The organism is Pseudomonas sp. 18.1.10 (assembly GCF_024655625.1).
Classification (GTDB): Bacteria; Pseudomonadota; Gammaproteobacteria; order Pseudomonadales; family Pseudomonadaceae; genus Aquipseudomonas.
In genome coordinates, this window is record NZ_JANLGL010000098.1 from 1 (window position 1) to 21,208 (window position 21,208).

Annotated in this window: 18 protein-coding genes; 7 read left to right on the plus strand and 11 right to left on the minus strand. The window is 62.3% G+C overall.

Features of this window, described 5'->3' with window-relative positions; translation table 11 throughout:
- The first annotated feature begins 124 nt into the window (after positions 1-124).
- Positions 125-592, plus strand: a complete 468-nt coding sequence (locus NUV89_RS17200; RefSeq protein WP_014717486.1) for an RNA methyltransferase — start codon at positions 125-127, stop codon at positions 590-592.
- A 67-nt stretch (positions 593-659) separates the two neighbouring features.
- The gene (locus tag NUV89_RS17205) at positions 660-950 is read left to right on the plus strand and encodes a DUF2892 domain-containing protein (protein ID WP_257782261.1); all 291 of its coding nucleotides are present in this window, start codon (positions 660-662) and stop codon (positions 948-950) included.
- 143 nt (positions 951-1,093) lie between these two features.
- On the opposite strand, the gene NUV89_RS17210 is transcribed toward NUV89_RS17205, so the two are convergent.
- Both NUV89_RS17210 and NUV89_RS17215 read right to left on the minus strand, forming a co-directional pair.
- Complete coding sequence (locus tag NUV89_RS17210) at positions 1,094-2,314, minus strand: hypothetical protein (RefSeq protein WP_257782262.1); 1,221 nt, start codon at positions 2,312-2,314, stop codon at positions 1,094-1,096.
- A gap of 13 nt (positions 2,315-2,327) precedes the next feature.
- Positions 2,328-2,777 carry a YcgN family cysteine cluster protein gene (locus NUV89_RS17215; protein WP_017736289.1) on the minus strand — a complete coding sequence of 150 codons (450 nt, stop codon included), beginning with the start codon at positions 2,775-2,777 and terminating at the stop codon, positions 2,328-2,330.
- A 153-nt stretch (positions 2,778-2,930) separates the two neighbouring features.
- Here NUV89_RS17215 and NUV89_RS17220 point away from each other — a divergent pair, with 153 nt between their 5' ends.
- On the plus strand, positions 2,931-3,515 hold the full coding sequence (locus tag NUV89_RS17220; protein WP_257782263.1) for a nitroreductase family protein: 585 nt from the start codon (positions 2,931-2,933) through the stop codon (positions 3,513-3,515).
- 79 nt (positions 3,516-3,594) lie between these two features.
- Here the strand turns inward: NUV89_RS17220 and NUV89_RS17225 are convergent, their stop codons facing one another.
- From NUV89_RS17225 to cynR, 8 genes are all read right to left on the minus strand, one after another.
- Entirely contained in the window at positions 3,595-7,110 is a 3,516-nt protein-coding gene (locus NUV89_RS17225; RefSeq protein ID WP_257782264.1) for a hypothetical protein, read from the minus strand.
- Between the two features lie 49 nt (positions 7,111-7,159).
- Positions 7,160-10,630, minus strand: coding sequence for a hypothetical protein (locus tag NUV89_RS17230; RefSeq protein ID WP_257782265.1), 3,471 nt, complete (start codon positions 10,628-10,630; stop codon positions 7,160-7,162).
- Positions 10,631-10,775: 145 nt separating this feature from the next.
- Positions 10,776-11,708 carry a D-2-hydroxyacid dehydrogenase gene (locus NUV89_RS17235; RefSeq protein ID WP_257782266.1) on the minus strand — a complete coding sequence of 311 codons (933 nt, stop codon included), beginning with the start codon at positions 11,706-11,708 and terminating at the stop codon, positions 10,776-10,778.
- Between the two features lie 107 nt (positions 11,709-11,815).
- Positions 11,816-12,109, minus strand: coding sequence for a YcgL domain-containing protein (locus NUV89_RS17240; protein WP_257782267.1), 294 nt, complete (start codon positions 12,107-12,109; stop codon positions 11,816-11,818).
- Positions 12,106-13,239 (minus strand): ribonuclease D, encoded by a 1,134-nt coding sequence (gene rnd / locus NUV89_RS17245; RefSeq protein WP_257782268.1) that lies wholly within the window; start codon positions 13,237-13,239, stop codon positions 12,106-12,108. The genes NUV89_RS17240 and rnd overlap by 4 nt, the downstream gene beginning before the upstream one ends.
- Before the next feature lie 123 nt (positions 13,240-13,362).
- Complete coding sequence (locus tag NUV89_RS17250) at positions 13,363-13,962, minus strand: class I SAM-dependent methyltransferase (RefSeq protein ID WP_257782269.1); 600 nt, start codon at positions 13,960-13,962, stop codon at positions 13,363-13,365.
- A 102-nt stretch (positions 13,963-14,064) separates the two neighbouring features.
- Positions 14,065-15,435 carry a glutamine synthetase family protein gene (locus tag NUV89_RS17255; RefSeq protein WP_257782270.1) on the minus strand — a complete coding sequence of 457 codons (1,371 nt, stop codon included), beginning with the start codon at positions 15,433-15,435 and terminating at the stop codon, positions 14,065-14,067.
- 246 nt (positions 15,436-15,681) lie between these two features.
- Positions 15,682-16,545 (minus strand): transcriptional regulator CynR, encoded by an 864-nt coding sequence (cynR, locus tag NUV89_RS17260; RefSeq protein ID WP_257782274.1) that lies wholly within the window; start codon positions 16,543-16,545, stop codon positions 15,682-15,684.
- 112 nt (positions 16,546-16,657) lie between these two features.
- Here cynR and NUV89_RS17265 point away from each other — a divergent pair, with 112 nt between their 5' ends.
- The 3 genes from NUV89_RS17265 to NUV89_RS17275 are packed head-to-tail and all read left to right on the plus strand — an operon-like array spanning position 16,658 to position 18,686.
- A complete protein-coding gene (locus NUV89_RS17265) occupies positions 16,658-17,290 on the plus strand; it encodes a carbonic anhydrase (RefSeq protein WP_017736299.1) in 633 nt (210 codons plus the stop codon).
- A gap of 31 nt (positions 17,291-17,321) precedes the next feature.
- The gene (gene cynS / locus NUV89_RS17270; protein WP_257782271.1) at positions 17,322-17,792 is read left to right on the plus strand and encodes a cyanase; all 471 of its coding nucleotides are present in this window, start codon (positions 17,322-17,324) and stop codon (positions 17,790-17,792) included.
- A 54-nt stretch (positions 17,793-17,846) separates the two neighbouring features.
- Positions 17,847-18,686: a cache domain-containing protein gene (locus tag NUV89_RS17275; RefSeq protein ID WP_257782272.1), complete on the plus strand. Its 840-nt coding sequence runs from the start codon at positions 17,847-17,849 to the stop codon at positions 18,684-18,686.
- A gap of 147 nt (positions 18,687-18,833) precedes the next feature.
- Here NUV89_RS17275 and pobA read toward each other — a convergent pair whose 3' ends face one another.
- Complete coding sequence (pobA, locus tag NUV89_RS17280) at positions 18,834-20,018, minus strand: 4-hydroxybenzoate 3-monooxygenase (protein WP_257782275.1); 1,185 nt, start codon at positions 20,016-20,018, stop codon at positions 18,834-18,836.
- A gap of 189 nt (positions 20,019-20,207) precedes the next feature.
- On the opposite strand from pobA, the gene NUV89_RS17285 reads away from it, so the two are divergent.
- Complete coding sequence (locus tag NUV89_RS17285; RefSeq protein ID WP_257782273.1) at positions 20,208-21,086, plus strand: helix-turn-helix domain-containing protein; 879 nt, start codon at positions 20,208-20,210, stop codon at positions 21,084-21,086.
- The last annotated feature ends 122 nt before the right edge of the window (positions 21,087-21,208 follow it).

The following is a 21,208-nucleotide window of genomic DNA, read 5'->3' on the forward strand; positions in this document are numbered from 1 at the left end:
TCACAAATAGATATCTGTGAACCCAATCCAATGTGGGAGCGGGCTTGCTCGCGAAAGCAATGGCCCAAGCACCACAACCCTCAGCACCGTATAATCGCGTTTTTTCTCCAAGGCACCCTTCCCCGTGGGCAATAAACGCTACAGCTGCATCGGTCTGTACAACCCCAAATCCCCCGAAAACGTCGGCTCGGTGATGCGCGCCGCCGGCTGCTACGGCGTGGCCTCGGTGTTCTACACCGGCGTGCGTTACGAGCGTGCGCGGGATTTCATCACCGACACCAAGAAGGTCCACCACGACATTCCGCTGATCGGCATCGATGACCTGAAGAAGATCCTGCCCCTGGGCTGCATCCCGGTCGCCGTGGAACTGGTGGACGGCGCCCGCCCGCTGCCCGAATACACCCACCCCGACCGCGCGCTGTACATCTTCGGCCCCGAAGACGGCTCCCTCGACAAAGAGATCCGCGACTGGTGTGAAGACGTGGTCTACATCCCGACCACCGGTTGCATGAACCTTGCCGCCACCGTCAACGTGGTGCTCTACGACCGCCTGGCCAAGGGCAACAACACCCGTTCGGGCCCCAAGTACTGAGTTTGCGGGAACATCCGGCGCCTGCGGGCGGTCAGCTACGTATCACTCGCCTTGTTGGAGACAGATCATGAACGACAGCAAAAACGTACACGGCTTGGAACGCATCGGCTCCGTGGCCGGTGGCGTGATGATGGTGGGCAAAGGCCTGCGCCGTGGCGGGATTTTCGGCTTGATCCAGGTGGCGATTGGCGGTGTGGTGCTGGCCCGTGGGCTTACGGGGCACAGCTCGCTCAAGGACAAGCTGGAGCAGGGGCGCCAGGAGATGAACACGGTTCGCACGAAGATCGAGCGTGTGGGGGCGGAGTTGAAAAACCTGAAGACTCCGGCTGAAGTGGCGGCGGAAAAAACCACCGTCTGAACACGACCCATCAGATGTTGGAGATCCCAATGTGGGAGCGGGCTTGCCCGCGAATGCAGTCTGTCAGTCAGCACATGAGTTGACTGATCCACCGCTTTCGCGAGCAAGCCCGCTCCCACATTGGACTTGTGCAGGCCCTGAGATCAACGCAGTAACTTGCTATCCAGCACCACCGACGCTTCGCCGATCACGCTTTCCGCCAACTGCACAAACTCCGCAGTGGTGATGCTATTGGCCCGCATCACCGCCTGCGCCAAGTCATCCAGCGAGCGTTTGTTGTGGGTCTTTACGCGAATCTCGCGATCCAGCTCCTGCAACACCACCACCGCCCGCGACACCGTGGCGCCGCTGACGTGTTCGCCGCGCAAGGTGCTCACGTCCTTGCCTTCCTTCGCCAACCGCGCCTGGATCGCCTGATAGCGCTCATCGGTAATTCCTCCCGCACGTCGCACCAGCTCGATGGCGTAATACTCGGCCAGGCCTTCGCTGATCCAGTCGCTGGTGTCGTGGTCGTTGAAACGCCCAATCGCCTGCACCACTTCACGGATCAACGGGCTGCTGCCGTTTTCGCTCATCAGCGGCGTGCGGCTGTTGAGGTAGATCGAGTCGCGCGCCGAAAACGCGCCACGGCGCATCGGGTCGCTGGCGCCGACGATCAGCAACTTGGCCGGATGCCGTGGGAACGCGGCCTCCACCTGCGGCCAGACGAAGGTCAGCAACGTCAGCACATCCATGCGGCGCATGGCCTGGCCCTTGGGCGAGGCCACGGTGACTTCGGTTTCGCCCAGGCGCACGCGGCGGCTGCCGAGGGTGCCGGCGAGCATCCAGCCGGTGGGCCGGTCGAACAGCCGCGAGACGTTATCGATGCGGAACTTGTTCTTGCCAATGCGCGGCCAGGCCGTCTCGATGCTTTTCCAGCCGGCGGGCAATTCGAATACCAGCCGCGAGACCAACTCGACACCGTCCTGCTGGTCGAGCCGTGCGGTGGGCACCAGGTCTTCGCCGCGAAACAGCGCCCAGCTCGGCGTCATGCGCGCTTCATAGAGGCCCGCCTTGCGCGCATGGCTGAGGCGTACGCGGTAGGTCAGGCTGGCCTTGTCGGCGCTGGGTTGCCACAGGCCACGGCTGGCGGTGACTTTCCATTGGCCGTCGGCCTTGAAGTCGCTGTAGTCGCCGTCATGGCCGAGGTCAAAGTCCAGGCTGCGCACCGCCGAACCCTGGGACAGGCTCACCCGCACTTCGGCCTGATCGCTCTGGGGCAGCAACTTGACGTGATAATCCAGATCGACCTTCTTCGCGCACCAGCCCGGCCCGCTCAGCGCCAGCAACACCAGGGTGGCGGCCAGCTTGACTGCCATGGTCATAGCGACTCCTTTATCAGCCTGCGCGGAAGATCAGGTAATCCTCCCAGTCGTCTTCGGGCACGCTGCCTTCGGCGAGCATGCGCCCGGACTGGGAAATACGTTCGTGGTGCACGGCATCGCGGTCGCCGCAGACCAGGTGGTGCCACAGCGGCAGGTCCTTGCGCTCGCTGACCAGGCGGTAGCCGCAGGTCGGCGGCAGCCATTTGAACTGGTCGGCCTGGCCGGGTGTGAGCTGGATGCAGTCGGGCACCGAGTCGCGGCGGTTGGGGTAGTCGGTGCACTGGCAGGTTTTCAGGTCGAGCAGTTTGCAGGCGATACGCGTGTAATAGACGCTGTTGTCGTCTTCGTCCTCAAGCTTTTGCAGGCAGCACAGGCCACAGCCGTCGCACAACGACTCCCACTCCTCCTGATCGAGGTGTTCAAGGGTTTTGCGTTTCCAGAAAGGTTCGACTATCGCGGCCATGGCTCTACATCAGTATCGGTCGGTGAAAAGGCCGCCAGTCTAGTGCCCAGGGCCCGTGGAACCAAGTGCTTACGACTGGCGGTGTAACAACACTTGTCAGTCTAGTGGCCGCGCAGTAGCTTTGAACGCCGAATTGACCCTCAGGAAGCGCCCATGACACGTGTTGCCGACTACCCGATCCACACCCAGTTCACCGACCGCTGGTCGCCCCGCGCCTTTACCGGCGAAAGCATCCCGCAAGAAACCCTGTTGAGTTTCTTCGAAGCCGCGCGGTGGGCGCCGTCGGCCTACAACTCGCAGCCATGGCGTTTTCTCTACGCGCGCCGCGACACGCCGGACTGGGAGCGCTTCCTCGGCCTGCTGAATGAATTCAACCGTGGCTGGGCGCAACACGCCTCGGCGCTGGTCATCATCGCGTCGAAGACCGACTTCACCGCCCCCGGCGCCAGCGAAGAAACCCCGGCGCTGTGGCACACCTTTGACACCGGTTCGGCCTGGGGCCACCTGGCGTTGCAAGCCAGCCTCAGCGGCTGGCACACCCACGGCATGGCCGGCTTCGATCAGGAACTGACCCGCAAAGAGCTGAAAATCCCTGAAGGTTATGCCCTGCATGCCGCCGTGGCGGTGGGCAAGCTGGGGGACAAGTCGACCCTGCCGGAATACCTGCAAGGCCGTGAAGTGCCGAGCCCGCGTCGGCCGTTGAGCGAGCTGGTGTCGGAAGGTGATTTCAGCCTTTGATGACGCATGAAGCTGCACCCCCAAGGTGCAGCTTCAACGTTGACCGATCTCAGTCGAGAGACGCGTAATGCAGGAGCCGTTAATCCGCTTTCGCAAGCAGTTTTTCGAACGCCTCGAGCGCGTCTGCTTTGTTCATTTCATACATGGCCTTGATAAACGGCGGCATGACCTTGCCAGGCACACCATCCATATCCACGGGGTAAATCTTGTTATCTTTCGCGGAGTACATGAAGTTTTTCAGCTGTGTATCGCCGTGAAAAATATCCTTGGCCTCCATTTCAGCAAACGTATCAGCCAGTAACGACCGCGCGGATGCTGGCAAAGACCCCTTCTTGATCTGGCTAAGGGCTACGCCGTCGATCCTGCCCATCTTTATGTACATGTGCCCCTCATCGACCACCGTCGTGGCAAAGCCTTCCCCGTAGTATTTGTTCAGGTTGACCACCTCCATGTCGGTGTAGCCCTCGGCAGTAGTCTTTAGGGTTGGTCCCAGGTCTTTATAAACACTCTTGCCATCCAGGCTGGCGTAGACAGTGCTTTCACCGCCCCCGCCAATCACCGGCCCCAGGTCCGATTTAACCGACGTCAGTCCACCGCCCTGCGCACCGAGCCGTTGCCATTGGTCGCCCTGGACATGCTCGACCAGCAGGGGCGTTTGCCGGTTGTTGTGATAGATCCGCGCCTGCACGGCCCCCTCCGCCGTACGGGTAACCTGGCGCACTTCGTACACGGCACTCAGGCCGTTACTGTCGATGTGGCGGATATGCGAGCGGTGCCCATCCGCCGCGACATAGATACCTTGACTGTTACGCGAAAGCCCGTTGATCGTCGATTCCGGGACCTTGAAAGTGGTGTACAACCCATTATCCAACGATGGCGCGAGGATCATGCCATTCATCGCGCGAGTGCCAGGCGCGAATGCTTCAAGTGGGCGTCCATAGGGGCACAGTTTTTCCACATCCAGCGCATACCACTGGCCCTTGTGCAACACCGCCGCACCGTCAACGGTTTCTCCTGCCACCTTGAAGGTGCCTATTGCAGCGGTGCCATGTTGCTGGCTCGCGGCTTTGAGCAAGTCGTAGCTAGCGCTTGCCCCCCTGAGCCGGTTGACCCCATCAAGACTTTTGGAAACCAAGCGGCTGGCGCCTTTTTTGATAATCCCGCCAACGCCCCGGGCCAGGTCACCCGCACCGCTCAAGGGGTTGAATGCCTCGATCACCGTCGCGCCGACAAATCGCGCGGCCTTGGCCGCCCCGCGCACGCTGGAAACACCCTTTGAGAAGGCCTTGCCCGCCTGCGCCGCCTTGCCCGCGCCCAACGTCACCAGACCAATGAAATCCAGGCTCAGGTCGAACAGCCCGGCGCCAATATCCCCATTGGAAAAGTTGACGATGGCTGATCGAAAGGGAATCAGGTTCAGGAAAAACTCACCGACTGCCTCAAGGCTGGCGGCCTCCTTGTCATAGGACGTAACGCCACGGGCCTGGTCCGACAGGTCTTGGTTGCGCAAATCCAGGGACTCGGCAAACACCCTGCCGATGTACTCACTGCGTGCCGAGCCGAAGGTCGGCAGTGTGTCACCCGCACTGGGCTGTGCCTTGGCCAGGTCCGGCTGCTCATCCTTGAAAGGCTTGAACAGCACCGTTTTGCTGATCACATCGCCATCGACCTGGTGCAGGTTCTTATCCGTGTACGGCGGCGTGTAACGTCTTATCCAGAAGTTCTGTTTTTCGACCGTGCCCGCCTTGGTGTCGATCTCATAAATGTTCACCTCGCCGCCCAACGTGGTTTTGACCCGCAGGGTGTGCCCCCTTTTTTTCAGGGTTTGCGACGGGGCAATGACCATGCCAAACCCCATTTGGTACTCGTTGGTATGAAAGAACTCCAACTCACCGTACTCAAGGTTCTTGCGGTCTTGCGGTGGTAACGTCGCCAACAGGGCTTGGGTCAGGCCCTGGTGACCTTTTTTGGCCGCCGTGATCGCTTGGTCATACTCGCGTTCAAAGGGCTCAGCGACCTCCAACTTGCCACTTTCACACAACGCGTAAAACGCGGCGGCGGGAAGGCGTTTGTCCGCAGATTCCCAATGCTCATGCTCACCCAACTTTTTGCCGTGCATGACAATGTCCAGCATCGAACGTGGGCCATCGACCTTGCCGGTTCTTCCGGGGATTCGAAACACGCCGACCATCCCCTCCACTTCGAACAGCGCAGGGTCAAGGCCTGGGAACGCCGCCTTGAGCGCGCCCAGCGCCATCTCCCGGCGGCTGGGGATCGGCGTTTTCGCCAGATCACTGGCCGTGGTCAGCGCCTGCATCTGACGGTTGAACTCGGTCCGTACCGACTCGCGCTCGGCGTCCGTTGGCGTGTCGTGGCCGAGCAAACCGTTGGCCACGCCCCAGTCTGCCAAGGCATTTTGGCGGATGTCCTGGAGCACCGGTTCCGGGGTCTCGACCTGCTCGGCAAACGCCAGCACTTCGCTATAAGTCAGGTTGAGCGAGCGCCCCGGCGAGTCGGCCTCTATCCGCGCAGTGGCAATCGCCAACTGGGTCCAGGTGAGGCTGCCATACGTCACGCTCGGCGGAATGTCTTTGACCAGAAACTGCGGTGCCGACTTGGCCAATACCAGGCGCGCGCCCAAGAGCGCGGTTTGCTCGCTCACGCGGCCTTCCTCCAGCAGGTGCCGGCGCAGCCCCTCGATCACCGTCGAAGGCCGTTGGCCCCGGTGCTGGGGTTGCGCCAGATCGAACCCGGCGACGCTATTGCGCACGGGCGCCTGACCATGCTCGGGGTCCAGGCCCAGTTGGATCGCGGCCAGCAGGTACTCATTGAGGCTGCTGTCCGTGGCAATCCCGCCCAGTTCCGTCTGGATGGCCAACCCCAACGCTTGAGCCTTGGGCGAGCCGAGCAGTTTTTCGATGGCGCGGGTCGGGGCCAGCAAGTCGGCATCGGACACGGCACTGCCACTGAGCAGATACCCCAGCACCCCTTTGCGCTCATCCGCCAGGGGCAGCCCAGGCAACGCAGGGTTGGCGCTTTGCATCAGCGCAATGATCGAGCGCTGATCGTCGGTGCCAAGCGGCACGGGCCACGCCAATGCTCCACTGAAATTACCCAGTGTGTGGGCCTGCGCACGCCGGGCCACACGCTGGTTCAGATCGACCAGTTCAGCCCAGGAACCGGGCACGCTCAAGCCACTGCCCTGGAGATAGGATTGAAGACTGACCAGGCTTTGCGGCGTCAGCGCATGCTGGCGGTAGTAGGTCGAATCCTCGCACACAGGCATGGCCATGCCGTTCAACATCAGCGCCAGTTCGACGGCAAAAGAGGTGGTGTATTGCCCCGCTGTGGAGGAAGCGTTCGGGGAAAACCGCGGGCTCAAAGCGGCCATGACGGCCTGAAGCTTCTGCGCCAGCGCTTTCCAATTGCAGCTGTCGCCAAACGCTGTTTTCAGTGCGGCCGGGTTATCGAGGCTGGCCGCACCGGTAGGCGCGATAGGTCGTTGCGCCTGATCGGTGCTCGGCAGCGCAGACTGGAGTGGGGGAACCAGTGAAGGTAGGTGACGAAAAGTGCCTGGGAAACTGATGACGGTCATGTAAGTGTCGCTCCAAGGATAGAAAACCATGCAAACCTGCCGCGCCCGTTCACGCGATCAACTCACGGAACTGCGCCCGCAGTTTTTCGGCATCGCGCAGGAAGTCATTCCGGTGTATCGCGTAGGTCGCCTCATCTACGTGCAGGACGTTGCGAGGCGGAGCGGACAAATCCACCGGGTAGACTTTGTTTTCCTTGGCCGAGTAGAGGAAATTCGACAGCTGCATATCGTCGTGGAACAGCTCCTTGTGCTGCAGGGTGTCCAACATGTCTTCCAGTGCGCGCCGGGCCTGCGGCGGCAAGCTGCGCGGGGGAATTTGCTCCAGGCTGACCCCAGGCAGTTTTTTCATTTTCAGGTAGCCATGGCCGTTTTCGAGCATCGCGGCGGCAAACCCTTCGCCGTAATACTGGTTGAGGCTGGCGGCTTGGTTCTCGAAGTAACCGGGGACTTTCGTATGACCCGCACTACGGGTCTCCTTGTAGACATGGATGCCATCAAGGCTCTCGTAAAGGCGGCCCTCTGACCCGCCGCCAATCACCCGTCCGAGATCCGCCGCCACCCCTGTCGGGCTGCCGCCGCTGGCGCCCAGGCGCATCCACTGGTCGCCCTGCACATGCTGAAGCAACAACGGGGTTTGCCGATTGGCGCTGTAAACCCGCGCCTGGACCCTCCCCTCAGGCGTACGGCTAACCTCGCGCACTTCATAGACTGCCGATTGGCCACTGCTGTCGATATGCCGGATATGGGAAACGTGGCCATCAGCCGCCACATACACTCCCCGGCTGTTACGCGAGCGTCCGGCGAGGGTTGACTCGGGTAGCTTGAATTCGGCAAACAACCCGTTGCTCAGTTCCCGACCCGGCGCGACCTCCGCCGTGACCAGTGCGCCGTCTACCGCCCGCGCGTGAGCCTTGAAGTGATCGAGTTCGCCACCAAAAGCCCGCAGCTTGTCGGCGTCAAAGCCATGCCATTTGCCATTGCGCAGCACGGCGGCGCCTTCATAAACCTGGCCTGCCACCTCAAAGGTGCCGATGGCCACTTCGCCGTGCTGCTTGCTGGCGGCCTTCAACAGGTCGTAACTGCCACTGGCGCCCCTGAGCCGGTTGACCCCTTCAAGGCCTTTGCCGATCAGACGGCGACCGCCGTTGCCGATCAACCTGGCGCCGCCCATGGCCACATCACCGACACCGCTCAGTGGGTTGAATGCAGCGATGGCGCTGGCACCGACAAATCGTGCGACTTTCGACACCCCGCCAAGCGTGGTGATGCCCTTTGACACCGCCTTGCCCGCCTGTGCGGCCTTGCCGGCGCCCAGGGTGACCAAGCCGATCACATCAAGGCTCAAGTCGAACAGGCCTTCGGCAATATTGCCGTGGGTGAAGTTGACGATGGCAGACCTCAGGGGAATCAGGTTCAGGAAGAACTCCCCGACCGCCTGGCTGCTGGCGTGCTGGTCGTCATAGGAGGTGTTGCCCCTGGCCTGGCGCAACAGGTCGTCATTGCCCAGGTCCAGGGACTTTGCGAACACCCTGGCGATGTACTCACTGCGCGCCGAGCCTGCGTTGGGCCTGTCTGCGCCGGTGGACGGTTGCGCCTTGGCCAGATCGGGCTGCTCATCCTTGAAGGGGTTGAACAACACCGTCTTGCTGATGACGTTGGCTTCTGTCTGATGCAGGTTCTGGTCCGTGTACGGCGGCGTGTAGCGCCTGATCCAGAAGTTCTGTTTCTCGATCGTCGCCTTGGCAGTGTCAATCTCATAGACATTGACCTCCCCCCCCAGCGTGGTTTTGACCCGCAAGGTATGCCCACGGGTTTTCAGGGTGGGTTTGGAAAACAGGTCCATGGCCATCGTGTAGTCGTTGGTGTGAAAGAACTCCAACGCCCCGTACTCGAGGTTTTTGCGGTCTTGCGGCGCTAGCGTGGACAACAGGTACTGCGCCAGGCCCTGGTGGCCCTTTTCAGTGGCCGAGATCGCCTGTTCATAGCGGGCCTTGAAGGTGTCGGCCAGGTCCAGCTTGCCGCTGTCATACAGCTGGCAAAACGCCGCGGCAGGAATGCGTTTGTCGGCCGACTCCCAATGCGCATCGGCACCCAGTTTTTTGCCGTGCATGACAATGTCCAGCATGGAGCGCGGCCCATCGACCCGCCCGGTCCTGCCGGGCGTTCGAAACACGCCGACCAGCGCCTTGGCGTCAAACAACGCAGGGGCCAGGTCCGGGAACGCCGCCTTGAGCGCGGCCAGCGCCATCTGCCGACGACTGGGGATGGGCGTCTGCGCCAGGCTGCTGGCCGTGGTCAGGGCCTGCAGTTGGCGGTTGTATTCGATGCGCACTGACTCGCGCTCGGCGTCCGTCGGCGCATCGTGGCTGAGCAAGCCGTTCGCCACGCCCCAGTCCGTCAGTGCTGTTTGCTGGATGCCTTGCAACAGGGTGTTGCTGGTGTGCAGTTGCGCAGCACACGCCAACACTTCGCTGTAGCTCATGGAGAGCGAGCGTCCAGGGGTGTCCGCTTCGATCCTGGCAGTGGCAATCGCCAGTTGAGCCCAGGTCAGGCTGCCGTAGGTCACGCTCGCAGGGATTTCCCGGACCAGGAACTCAGGCGCGACTCTGGCCAGCAGCAACCGCGTCGCCAGCCTGGCGGTGGGCACGCTGGCGCGGCCGCTGGCGATCAGGTGACGGCTCAGGGCGTCGACCACTTCGTTCGCACGTTGCCCGCGGTGACTGGCTTGGCCTAAGTCAAAACCAGCGGTTTTGTTCGGGCGGGTGTCTTGGCTCGACTCGGGGTCCAACCCCCACTGGATCGCCGCCATCAGGTAATCATTGACACTCGTGTCCGTCGCCACGCCTCCCAGTTCAGCCTGGATGGCGTGCCCCAGCGCCTGGGCCTTGGGCGAGCCGAGGAGTTTTTCCATGGCGCGGCTGGCGACGCCCAGGTCGGCAGCGGTCACCGAGCTGCCACTGAGCAAATACCCCAGCACGCCTTTGTCACGGTCGGCCAAGGGCAGCCCCGGCAACCCCGTGGTCGTGCCTTGCAACAAGCGTTGGATGGCGGCCTGGTCGTGTTGCGTCAAGGGTGCGGGCCAGGCCAGCGCACCGCCGAAATTGCCCAAGGGTGGCGTCTGGGCCCACTTGAGCACCCGGCTATTGAGTGTGACCAGCTCCGCCAGGGTCCTGGGTACGCTCAGGCCGCTGCCGCGAATAAAGTCCTCCAGGCTCACCGTGTGCATGGCCGTCAGTGCGTGCTGGCGGAAATAGGATGAATCTTCGCAGACAACCATCGCGGCGCTTTTCAAGCGCGAGGCGGGGTCACCGTCGGGCGTGCCCATGGCCTGGATAATGGCCTGCAGATGCCGGGCCAGGGTCTGCCAATTGCAGGTGTCACCGAATGCGCGGAGCAAGGCCGTCGGGTTGTCGAGGGTGTTGGCGGCGGAGGCGCCGGGCCGATCAGGCGTCGACGATGACGCAACGGGCAATAAAGGCGCGATTGAAGGCGTGAAACGCGTAGCCGTGATGGCTGACATGAAAGTACCTGTCCATAGCTGAAAACGTCGTCGAGTGGGAGGCGCTTGTCGGCGCCTCCGGGGCTCTATGGGTGTTAAAACCCAAGGACGAAGTTCCAGCTTGAATGTCAGGCTTTATGTCAATGGAACAAATCTGAAAGCCGGCTCAGTAACCGCGCTCGAAACTGACTTCGCCACGCAGTGCCACCTTGGCCTGGTAGGCCCGCAGGTTCTCTAGGAACAACGCCACCATCATCGGCGGTGAAGTCGGTGCCGAGCTGTGCCCGGTCAACAACAGGCCCCAGGCGGTCCAGAAGGGGTGGCGTTGCGGCAGCGGTTCCTGGCGGCACACGTCGATCACCGCGCCGGCCAAGTGCCCTTCTTTCAATGCCTCGACCAGATCCGCATCGACCACCGACACGCCACGGCCGACGTTGATGAACAACCCAGTCGGCTTGAACTGCTTGAACAGCGCCGCGTCGTACAAATCATGGGTCGCCGGCGTGTTGGGCAGCAGGTTGATGACGTAGTCCACCTCGCCCACCAAGCGGCCCAACTGATCCAGGCCGGCCACTTCGATAAACGGTGCCTGCTCGCGCTCAGCGCTGGCGATGCCGTACAGCTTGACGCCAAACGGTACCAGGAACTCGGCAACGCTCTGGCCGATATCGCCCGTGCCGACGATCAGCACCTTGCGCCCCGCCAGGCTCTGGCCCATGCGGCTATCCCACTTGCGCTCGACCTGGCTGACCAGCCGCGCGAGGACTTCGCGCTCGTGGCCGAGCATGTAGGTGAGGACAAACTCAGCCATGACCTGGCCATAGATGCCCACCGCACGGGTCAGGCGATAGTTGCGCGGCAAGCCCTCGGCCAGCAGCGGTGTGATGCCCGCCCAGGTCGACTGCAGCCACTGCGGTTGATGGCCCTGGCGCAACAGGGTGGCCAGCAGGTCGGGCTGGCCCAGCCATACCGGGCAATCGGCGGCCAGGCGGGACAATTCGGCCGAGTCGCCGCTGGTCAACACCTCAAGGTCCGGTGCCGCTTCGCCGAGCAATTGGGCGTAGAGCGGGTGATCCTGTTCAGCAATCAGAACACGCATGCTTAAAACCTTTCAAAAACAGTGCAGACGGCCGCCCGCATCCTTACGGCCACCGCCCACTAATACGATTGCATTGAAAAAGGTGCCCCGAAGGGGGCACTGACCGATCACATCGGGTCGTTGCGGCGCAGCAGTTCTTCGGGCAAGTGCTCGATGTACTCGTCCTCGGGCGGCGGCATTTGCAGGTGGTAACCCTGCTTGTCGAGGTTCTCCAGGACTTGCACGATGTCTTCCTGTTGCAGCTTGCGCTCGGGCGTCAGCACCAGGTTGAAGGCGTGGACCGGTTTGCCGAATATCGTCAACAGACCTTCGGGCACCCGTTCCAGCACATCGCTTTTGAGCACGTAGAGGTACATGCCGGCGCGTTTGGAGCTGCGGTAGATGGAGCAAATACGTTTCAAGGCTGTTCTCCGGCAGTGGCCAGGCTGTCGAGCAGCGCCTGGCCCATCAACTCGCGGCGCCAGCCACGCAGCGAGTCTGGCAATTTATAGGGCCCATCGGGGTAGCCACTTTTGACCAGGGCTTCGAGGGTTTTCTTGCGCAGCATCAGCTCCGGCGCCATCTCCAGGCGTTCGGCTTCGGCCTGGCCGAGGGCACGCAGTTGCTTAATCAGCGCCGCGGCGTCCACCGGCAACGGCTCGGCGACAGCCGGCGGCCATTGGTCGACGGACACACTGCCGGCACGCTTGATAAGGTCCAGCAGGAACTGGCCATCCTGGCGCACGGTGCGCGGGTGCATGTCTTCGATCTTGCCCAGGGCGGCGAGGTTATCCGGCTGGGTCTTGGCCAGGGGCCACAACGAATGCTCACGAATGATGCGGTTGCGCGGCAGGTCACGGGCACGGGCTTGCTGCTCGCGCCAGGCGCACAGTTCACGCAGTACGGCGAGCTGGGCGCGGGACAGTTTCCACGCCAGCTTGGCGTCGCGGTACACCTCGTACGGATCGGTTTCGCGGCGCAGGTTGGCCACCAGCTCCGCACCGTCTTCCAGCACCCAGGCGTATTTGTCGTCGGACAGCTGCGGGCGCAGGCGCACGTAGACTTCGGCCAAGTGCACCGCGTCTTCGGCGGCGTAGCTGATCTGCGTCTCGGACAAGGGCCGCTGCAGCCAGTCCGAACGGGTCTCGCCCTTGGGCAGTTCGATATCCAGCACGGCTTGCACCAGGCGCGAATAGCCCATGGAGAAACCGAGGTTCAGGTACGCGGCAGCCAGTTGGGTATCGAACAGCGGCACCGGCAGGCTGCCGGTCAGGCGCAGCAACACTTCCAGGTCTTCGCTGCAGGCGTGCACCACCTTGATGACCGCCGGGTTCTCCAGCAGCGCAGCCAAAGGTTGCCAGTTGTCGATGGTCAGGGGGTCGATCAGGTAAGCGCGCACGCCATCACCAATCTGGATCAGCCCGGCAATGGGATAAAAGGTGTCGACCCGCATGAATTCGGTGTCGAGGGCGACGAATGGCAACTGCTGCCATTCGGCGCAATGCTGGCCGAGGCTATCGTTGTCGCAGATCCAGTGAATATCGATGGCCACACGGCTCTCCCTTGAAGAATGGCGCGCAGTATATATCGCGAAAGGGCCTCGCGAGCACTCGCAATACCCCCGCCATCATGAAAACTCCGACAAGAGACGAAAGAATAGTCCGACAGGCGGCAGTTATCCTCTCTTACGCAGCACGTAGACCCGCCACAGCTTGGAGCCGGGCAGGAATTCCTGGTGATTGAGCACGCTGAAACCGGCCTGGCGAAATTCGTCATCCACCGCCACGGCCGAATTGACCGAGACGATCACCGTGTCGCGGCTGACCCGGTGAAACTCGCGCAGCAACGCCAGGCGCCCTTCGCTGCTGGGCACATGGCGAAACAGCTCCAGGCAGAAAATGCAGTCCACCGCATTCGCCGACAAACCGATGGAAAACGCCGAGCCCTGGAATGTCTTGATGCGTTTGAGCAGCGCCGCCGGGTGGTGGGTGCGGGCGTGGTCGAGCATGGCCTGGGAATTGTCCGAGGCCAGGATCACGCGGTTGATGTGCTCGGCCAACACCGGCCAGAAGCGCCCCGAGCCGCAGGCCAGGTCAAGGATCAACCCCGGCTCGCCCGCCACCTTCAGCGCGTGGCGTACCAACCGCTCATCACGCCACGCCGCCAGGCGCTGCAACAGCCCGGGCGGACGCGTGTCGCCGCAGACCCGCGCGTGCTCACGGTCACAGCGCTCGGCGTATTCGATCTCGATGGAGGATGGAGGTTGTGGCGACATCACGGGCCCATATGAATGAAACGGTAGTGAACGACCTTGTGCCGCAGCTTAACCACTGCAACGTGAAAAAAAGGTCGAAGCCCTCACTGCCGTAAAACCCGGTCAGGCTTGATGCAGATACCAGCGCCAATCCTGCTCACCCACCTCGCCCATGAACTGGCGGTACTCGGCGCGTTTGACCGCCAGGTAGACGTTGAGGAATTCGCTGCCGAACGCATCCCGCGCCCAGCTGGAACCTTCCAGCGCACGCAAGGTGGTCAACCAGTCGGTGGGCAACAGCTCCTTGGCCTGGGCGTAGCCATTGCCTTCCACCGGCGCGCCGGGGTCGCGTTGTTCGCGGATGCCGCGATGGATGCCGGCGAGGATCGCGGCAGCGGCCAGGTACGGGTTGGCGTCGGCGCCGCAGATGCGGTGTTCGATGTGCCGGGAGTTGGCCGGCCCGCCGGGCACGCGCAGGCTGACGGTGCGGTTGTCCACGCCCCAGGTGGCGGCCAGCGGCGCGTAGCTGTTGGTCTGGAAGCGCCGGTAGGAATTGGCGTTGGGGCAGAACAGCAGCAGCGAGTCGAGCAAGGTGCTGAGCATGCCGCCCACTGCCTGGCGCAGCAGCGGCGTGCCATCGGCGGCTTCGCTGGCGAACAGGTTGTGGCCCTCGGCGTCCGCCAGGCTCACGTGCATGTGCATGCCGGTGCCGGCCAGGTCGTCGAACGGCTTGGCCATGAAACAGGCGGTCATCCCGTGTTTGTGCGCCACGCCCTTGACCAGGCGCTTGTAGCGCACGGCTTCGTCCATCGCTTGCAGGGCGTCGGTGCGGTGTTCCAGGGTGATTTCCACCTGGCCCGGGGCGTACTCGGAGATCGCCGTGCGCGCCGGGATGCCTTGCAGTTTGCACGCGCTGTAGAGGTCGGCGAGGAACGGCTCGATTTGCTCCAGCTCACGCAGGCCGTAAACCTGGGTGGAGCGCGGGCGCCCGCCGTCTACATCCCGCGCCGGTTGCGGGCGGCCATGGCTGTCGGGTTTCTGGTCCAGCAGGTAGAACTCCAGCTCGGCCGCCATCACCGGGTAATAACCGTCGGCCTTGAGCCCGTCGATCACCTTGGCCAGCACATGCCGGGGGTCGGCCACGGTGGCGGGTAATCCTTCCGTCGGATGCATGCTCACTTGCACCGCCGCCGTCGGTATCAAGCGCCACGGCATGCGCTGCAAACTGTCGCTGATCGGGTAGGCGCGGCAGTCGATATCGCCCACGTCCCAGACCAGCCCGGAGTTTTCCACGTCATCGCCATTGATGGTCAGGCCGAGGATGGTGCTGGGCAACGGCCGGCCGCTTTCGTACACCGCCAACAGCTCGTCGCGGTGCAGCAGCTTGCCCCGTGGCACGCCGTTGTTGTCGAGGATAAACAGCTCGAACATCTCGATGTCCGGGTGTTGCGCAAAGAAAGTCTGGGCTTCGTGCAGGCAGGCAAAATCACTCATGGGAACTCTCATACGTGTGCGTCAGGCAGGCGCGCAAGTGCACGCCCTACGGGGGGCGGATCAACGTAGGAGAACGGCGTCTGGTGGGCGCGCGTGCCGGCAATGGAACAGTGCCCAGAAAGCCAGCTCGGGAAGCGTGTCGGGGGAACCGTCCATGGGGGATCACAGTGAGGTCGATGCCCGGCAGCGTCACACGCCCGGATAGTTGGATAAATTCAGGGTTGACGGAGTTTGGTTGCAGTTTGGCTAAACATTCGGCATGGCTTTTATCAGCGCGACGAACGCCGTGCAGGCGGCGCTGCGATAGGCGCCCTGGCGACTCAACAGCGCCACCCTGCGCTGGGGCAACGCGGGGCTGATTGCCACCGCCTGCAAACCCGAATGGGCCGTGGCAATCGCACTGGGCAGGATGGTGGCCAATGCAGTATTGCGCACGATTTCAATGATCGCGCTGATGGAATTGGCCTCCATGGCGATGTGCGGTTTCACCCCCTGCTGGCGGCAATAATCGTCGATATAGCGGCGGGTCGCAAAGCCTGGGTTCAACAGCACCATGGGCTGTTCCAGCCACGACGGCGCCTGCAACGCCGGATGGCTGGCGCTGACGACCACGCTGAGCGCTTCGACAAACAGCGCTTCACACGCGATATCCGGCAGGTGTTCGCCGGCAAAGCCGATGCCGATGTCCAGCAGGTCCTCGGTCAGCGCGGCTTCCATGCGGTCCTGGGTCAACTCTTCGACACTGACCGTGATGCCTGGATACAAGGCGTTGAACTGCGCCAGCAGCGGGCCGATCAGGTAGGCGGTAAAGGTCGGTGTCATCGCCAGGCGCAAGCTGCCACGGCTCAGGTCCTGCACGTCGTGCATGGCGCGGGTGCCGGCCTGCAGGTCCTGCAAGGCCAGGCGCGCAAAACGTACGTAGGCTTCACCCGCGTCAGTCAGGCTGACGCTGCGCCCGGAGCGGTCCAGCAGCGGCGCGCCCAGGGTTTCTTCAAGCTGCTTGATCTGTTGCGACAAGGTCGGCTGCGACACGTGCAGCGCTTCGGCAGCCCGGGTGAAATTGCGATGCTCGGCAACGGCCAGCAGGTAACGGATATGGCGCAACAACATCGACGGCGCTCCAACTATAGGCATGACTTATAGAAACCATAATAAGCCGGTCTTGGACGCTATAGCTGAAAACTTCCATCCTTGCCCCATCAGCGACGCAAGGAGAACCACCATGCAGCATCTCATCGACGGCTTCCGCAAATTCCAGAGCGAAGCCTTTGCCCAACGCAGCGACCTGTTCAAACACCTGGCGACCACCCAAAGCCCCGGCACCTTGTTTGTGTCCTGCTCCGACAGCCGTGTAGTCCCGGAGCTGCTGACCCAGCAGGAACCTGGCGACCTGTTTGTAATCCGCAATGCCGGCAACATTGTGCCGTCCTACGGCCCGGAGCCTGGCGGCGTGTCGGCCACCGTCGAATACGCAGTAGCGGTGCTGGGGGTCAGCGACATTGTGATCTGCGGCCATTCCGACTGCGGCGCGATGACCGCGATCTCCACCTGCAAATGCCTGGATCACCTGCCGGCCGTGGCCAATTGGTTGCGCCATGCCGAGTCGGCCAAGGTCATCAACGCCGCCCGCGACCACCTCTCGGACGCCGCACGCTTGAATGCATTGGTGCGCGAAAACGTGGTGGCACAACTGGCCAACCTCAAGACCCATCCCTCGGTCGCCCTGGCGCTGGAACAAGGCCGGCTGACCCTGCACGGCTGGGTCTATGACATCGAAACCGGCGCCATCGACGCCCTGGACCACCGCAGCGGGCGCTTCGTCGCGCTGCTGGATCAACCCCAGGTTCACGCCTGACACCCCCTTTTTTAACCCAGAGGACATCACCATGTTGCAAGCCCAATTCGCGCAAACCCCACGCCTGGCCCTGGCCAATACCGTTATCGACCTCAAGGCGCGCAAGAACCTGTCCTGGCAGGACCTCACCGACGGCACCGGCCTGAGCCTGGCGTTCGTCACCGCCGCCCTGCTCGGCCAGCATCCATTGCCTAAAGAAGCCGCCGACGTGGTCTGCGACAAGCTCGGCCTGGACCAGGACGCCAGCCGCCTGCTGCAAAGCGTGCCCCTGCGCGGCAGCTTCCCCGGTGGCGTGCCGACCGACCCGACGATGTACCGTTTCTACGAAATGCTGCAGGTCTACGGCTCCACCCTCAAGGCCCTGGTGCATGAGCAATTTGGCGACGGCATCATCAGCGCGATCAACTTCAAGCTGGACATCAAGAAAGTCGAAGACCCGGACGGCGGCTCCCGCGCGGTCATCACCCTGGACGGCAAGTACCTGCCTACCAAACCCTTCTGAATCGGCGCCGACCGTCTACGCTCTTGGCACACAAACAAGAACGAGGGACGGACCATGAAGGCAATGCTGCGCATCACCTGGCTGCTGCTGTTGTGTTTCAGCCAGGTGCATGCCGCGACCGCAGACGATGCGGACGCGCAAGCCGCCAAGGCTTTGCTGGAAAAAGCCTTGGCGTACTACCAGACCCAGGGCGACAAGGCGTTCGCCGCCTTCAGTCGCCAGGGCGAATTCATCGACCAGGACCGCTACGTGTTCGTGGTCGATACCCAGGGCGTGCTGCTGGCCAGCGGCGGGCCCTCTTCCGCCTTGATCGGGCGTGACGTGAGCGAAGTGCTCGGGCCGGACCTGCGCCAGTCGTTCAAGGACGCGCTCAGCGTGCCCGAAGGCCAGGGCATCCAGCAGGCCGACTACCGCTGGCAGAACTGGAACGACGGCAAGGTCGAACACAAGCACGTGTTCTACCAGCGCGTCGGCGAACGCATCCTCGCGGTGGGTTACTACCTGCCACGGGCCACCCCGGAACAGGCGCGGGCGCTGCGCAACAAGGCGGTGGACGCGCTGGTCAAGGATGAGGCCGGTACGCTCAAGGCGATCAATTCATTGCAGGGCGGCTTCCTGCAGGACGACCTGTATGTGTTTGTGGTCGATCTCAGCACCGGGCGCTACGTGGCCCATGGCACCAACCTGCGGCTCATCAACACCGACTTCAGCAAGATCAAGGACCCCGACGGCAAGCCGGTGGGCGAGCCGATCCTCAAGCTGATGGCCGAGCAGGATCAGGGGGAATACAAGTACCGCTGGAAGAACCCGGTGACGGGCAAGGTGGAGAACAAGCATGCTTACCTGCGCAAGAGCGGGCATTACATGGTGGCGGTTGGGTACTACAGCCCCTGAGGATGAAATACGGTCAAAACCTGTGAGAGCGGGCTTGCTCGCGAATGCGGTGGATCAGTCGAAATAGCTTTGACTGACACACCGCATTCGCGAGCAAGCCCGCTCCCACATGGGCCATGTTCCTACAGTCGGATTTTGTGGTGTTCGCTATTCGATGGCTTCGTAGGGTAGTCCCACATAGTTTTCAGCAATGGTCCTACGCCCAGCCTCGGAATGAATGAAGTACTCCAGCTCACTCTCGGCAATCCGCTGGCTGAACCCATCCGCCTCGGGAAACTGATGCAACATCGAAGTCATCCACCAGGAAAACCGCTCCGCCTTCCACACCCGCCGCAGGCAGATCGCCGAGTATTTCTCCAGCAGGTCCACGCGCCCCTCGCCATACACCTTGAGCAAGATGCGGTACAAGGTACTCACATCACTCGCCGCCAGGTTCAAGCCCTTGGCCCCGGTCGGCGGCACGATGTGCGCCGCATCGCCGAGCAGGAACAGGCGCCCATACTGCATCGGTTCCACCACGAAGCTGCGCAAGGGCGCGATGCTTTTCTCGATGGACGGCCCGGTCACCAAGTGCTCGGCCAATTCGCTGGGCAGGCGGGTTTTCAGTTCGTCCCAGAAGCGTGCGTCCGACCATTCATCCAGCGGCTCCTCCACCGGCACTTGCAGGTAATAGCGGCTGCGGGTCGGCGAACGCATGCTGCACAGGGCAAAGCCGCGCGGGTGTTTGGCGTACACCAGTTCGGCGTGTACTGGCGGCGTATCGGAAAGGATGCCGAGCCAGCCGAAAGGGTATACGCGCTCGAAGATTTTCAACGACTCTTGCGGAATCGACTGACGGGCAACGCCGTGGAATCCATCGCAACCGGCGATGTAGTCGCACTCCAGGCGAAAGGCTTCACCCTGGTGTTCGAAGGTGAGCCACGGCCGATCACTTTTCAGATCATGGGGCTGCACGTTGCGCGCTTCGTAGAGGGTGCTGGCGCCTGCGGCGGTGCGGGCGTGCATCAGGTCGCGGGTGACTTCGGTCTGCCCGTAGATCATCACCGACTGGCCGCCGGTCAAGGCCTTGAGGTCGATGTGGGTAAGCTGGCCGTTCAGCGCCAGTTCAAAGCCATCGTGCACCAGCCCTTCACGGTCCATGCGCTGGCTCACGCCGGCTTCGCGCAGCAGGTCGACCATGCCTTGCTCCAGCACCCCGGCACGGATGCGGCCTTGCACGTAATCGGCGCTCTGGCGCTCGACAATCAAGGTCTGGATGCCGGCGTTATGCAACAGTTGGCCGAGCAACAGTCCGGAGGGACCGGCGCCAATGATGGCGACTTGAGTTTTCAGGATTTTCATTATTTTTATCGCCCGTAGATTCCACTCGAACGGATTGAGTGAAAGCGTTGTCATTGGTCTTGTGGCTGACATTTTTCACTTGAGTGGCCGGTATAAGAAGGTGAAAACTGCGCCAAAGCCTGCGCTTTTTGCCAATTGGGGCGATTACCGCACCACTCTCCTGGGTATTGGATTGAAACCATGACCAAAACCGCGATTCCGGTCTTCAAGCTTTACGGGGAGGACCAGCAATGGCCCACCCCCGATTTGTTGCACTGCGAAACCATTTCCCGGCGCAGTCGGGAATACCAGTGGGAAATCCAACCCCACCGGCACGCGGATCTGTGCCAATTGCTGTACGTGCATAAAGGCCAGGCGCATCTGGAAATCGAAGGCCAGCGCACCACGATCAACCAAGCGACGCTGCAGGTCCTGCCGCCGCTGTGCGTGCATGGGTTTCGGTTTGCCGAGGACGTCGAGGGCTACGTGGTGACACTGGCGGCGCCCCTCGTCAGCCACTTGCAGGCGCAACTGGGGGCCACGGTCGACGCCCTGCAGGCGCTGGGAAATTATCCGGCCGGCAAGGACAGCGACTACCTCAACCACCAGTTCGCCCGCCTGCAGGACGAATACGCCAATGAACAACCGGCGCGGGACATGATGATGCACGCCCTGGTCAGCGTGCTGCTGGTGTGGATCAGCCGCCAGGCGCTCCAGCGCCGCCACCCACGGGCGCCGCGCGGGCATGAGTATTTCCGGCGGTTTACCCAACTGGTGGAGCAGCATTACCGCGAGCATCCGAAGATCGAGGACTTGGCCCACAAGCTGGGGATCTCGGTCTCACACCTGAACGGTACGTGTCGGGAGTTGGGTGGGCAACCGGCGCTGCAGATCATGCATGACCGCCAGTTGCTGGAAGCCAAGCGCCTGCTGACGTACACCAGCATGAGCATCAATGAGATGTCGGAGGTGCTGGGGTTTTCCGACCCGACGAACTTCTCGCGGTTGTTTCGCCGAAGAGTGGGGTTTTCGCCGAAGGCGTTTCGTGAGCAGCTCAAGGCCGAAGCAACACCGGGCTAAAAGGTGGAGACGGTTTTATGTGGGTGTGGGCTTGTGTGGGAGCGGGCTTGCTCGCGAATGCGGTGTGTCAGCCACCCGATGAGTCGACTGAACCACCCTATTAGCGAGCTGTCTCTTATAAA

Coding starts and splice junctions, on each gene's coding strand:
- NUV89_RS17205 (WP_257782261.1), top strand. CDS start 660: ATGAACGACAGCAAAAACGTACACGGCTTGGAACGCATCGGCTCCGTG.
- NUV89_RS17210 (WP_257782262.1), bottom strand. CDS start 2,314: ATGACCATGGCAGTCAAGCTGGCCGCCACCCTGGTGTTGCTGGCGCTG.
- NUV89_RS17215 (WP_017736289.1), bottom strand. CDS start 2,777: ATGGCCGCGATAGTCGAACCTTTCTGGAAACGCAAAACCCTTGAACAC.
- NUV89_RS17220 (WP_257782263.1), top strand. CDS start 2,931: ATGACACGTGTTGCCGACTACCCGATCCACACCCAGTTCACCGACCGC.
- NUV89_RS17225 (WP_257782264.1), bottom strand. CDS start 7,110: ATGACCGTCATCAGTTTCCCAGGCACTTTTCGTCACCTACCTTCACTG.
- NUV89_RS17230 (WP_257782265.1), bottom strand. CDS start 10,630: ATGTCAGCCATCACGGCTACGCGTTTCACGCCTTCAATCGCGCCTTTA.
- NUV89_RS17235 (WP_257782266.1), bottom strand. CDS start 11,708: ATGCGTGTTCTGATTGCTGAACAGGATCACCCGCTCTACGCCCAATTG.
- NUV89_RS17250 (WP_257782269.1), bottom strand. CDS start 13,962: ATGTCGCCACAACCTCCATCCTCCATCGAGATCGAATACGCCGAGCGC.
- NUV89_RS17255 (WP_257782270.1), bottom strand. CDS start 15,435: ATGAGTGATTTTGCCTGCCTGCACGAAGCCCAGACTTTCTTTGCGCAA.
- cynR (WP_257782274.1), bottom strand. CDS start 16,545: ATGTTGTTGCGCCATATCCGTTACCTGCTGGCCGTTGCCGAGCATCGC.
- NUV89_RS17265 (WP_017736299.1), top strand. CDS start 16,658: ATGCAGCATCTCATCGACGGCTTCCGCAAATTCCAGAGCGAAGCCTTT.
- cynS (WP_257782271.1), top strand. CDS start 17,322: ATGTTGCAAGCCCAATTCGCGCAAACCCCACGCCTGGCCCTGGCCAAT.
- NUV89_RS17275 (WP_257782272.1), top strand. CDS start 17,847: ATGAAGGCAATGCTGCGCATCACCTGGCTGCTGCTGTTGTGTTTCAGC.
- NUV89_RS17285 (WP_257782273.1), top strand. CDS start 20,208: ATGACCAAAACCGCGATTCCGGTCTTCAAGCTTTACGGGGAGGACCAG.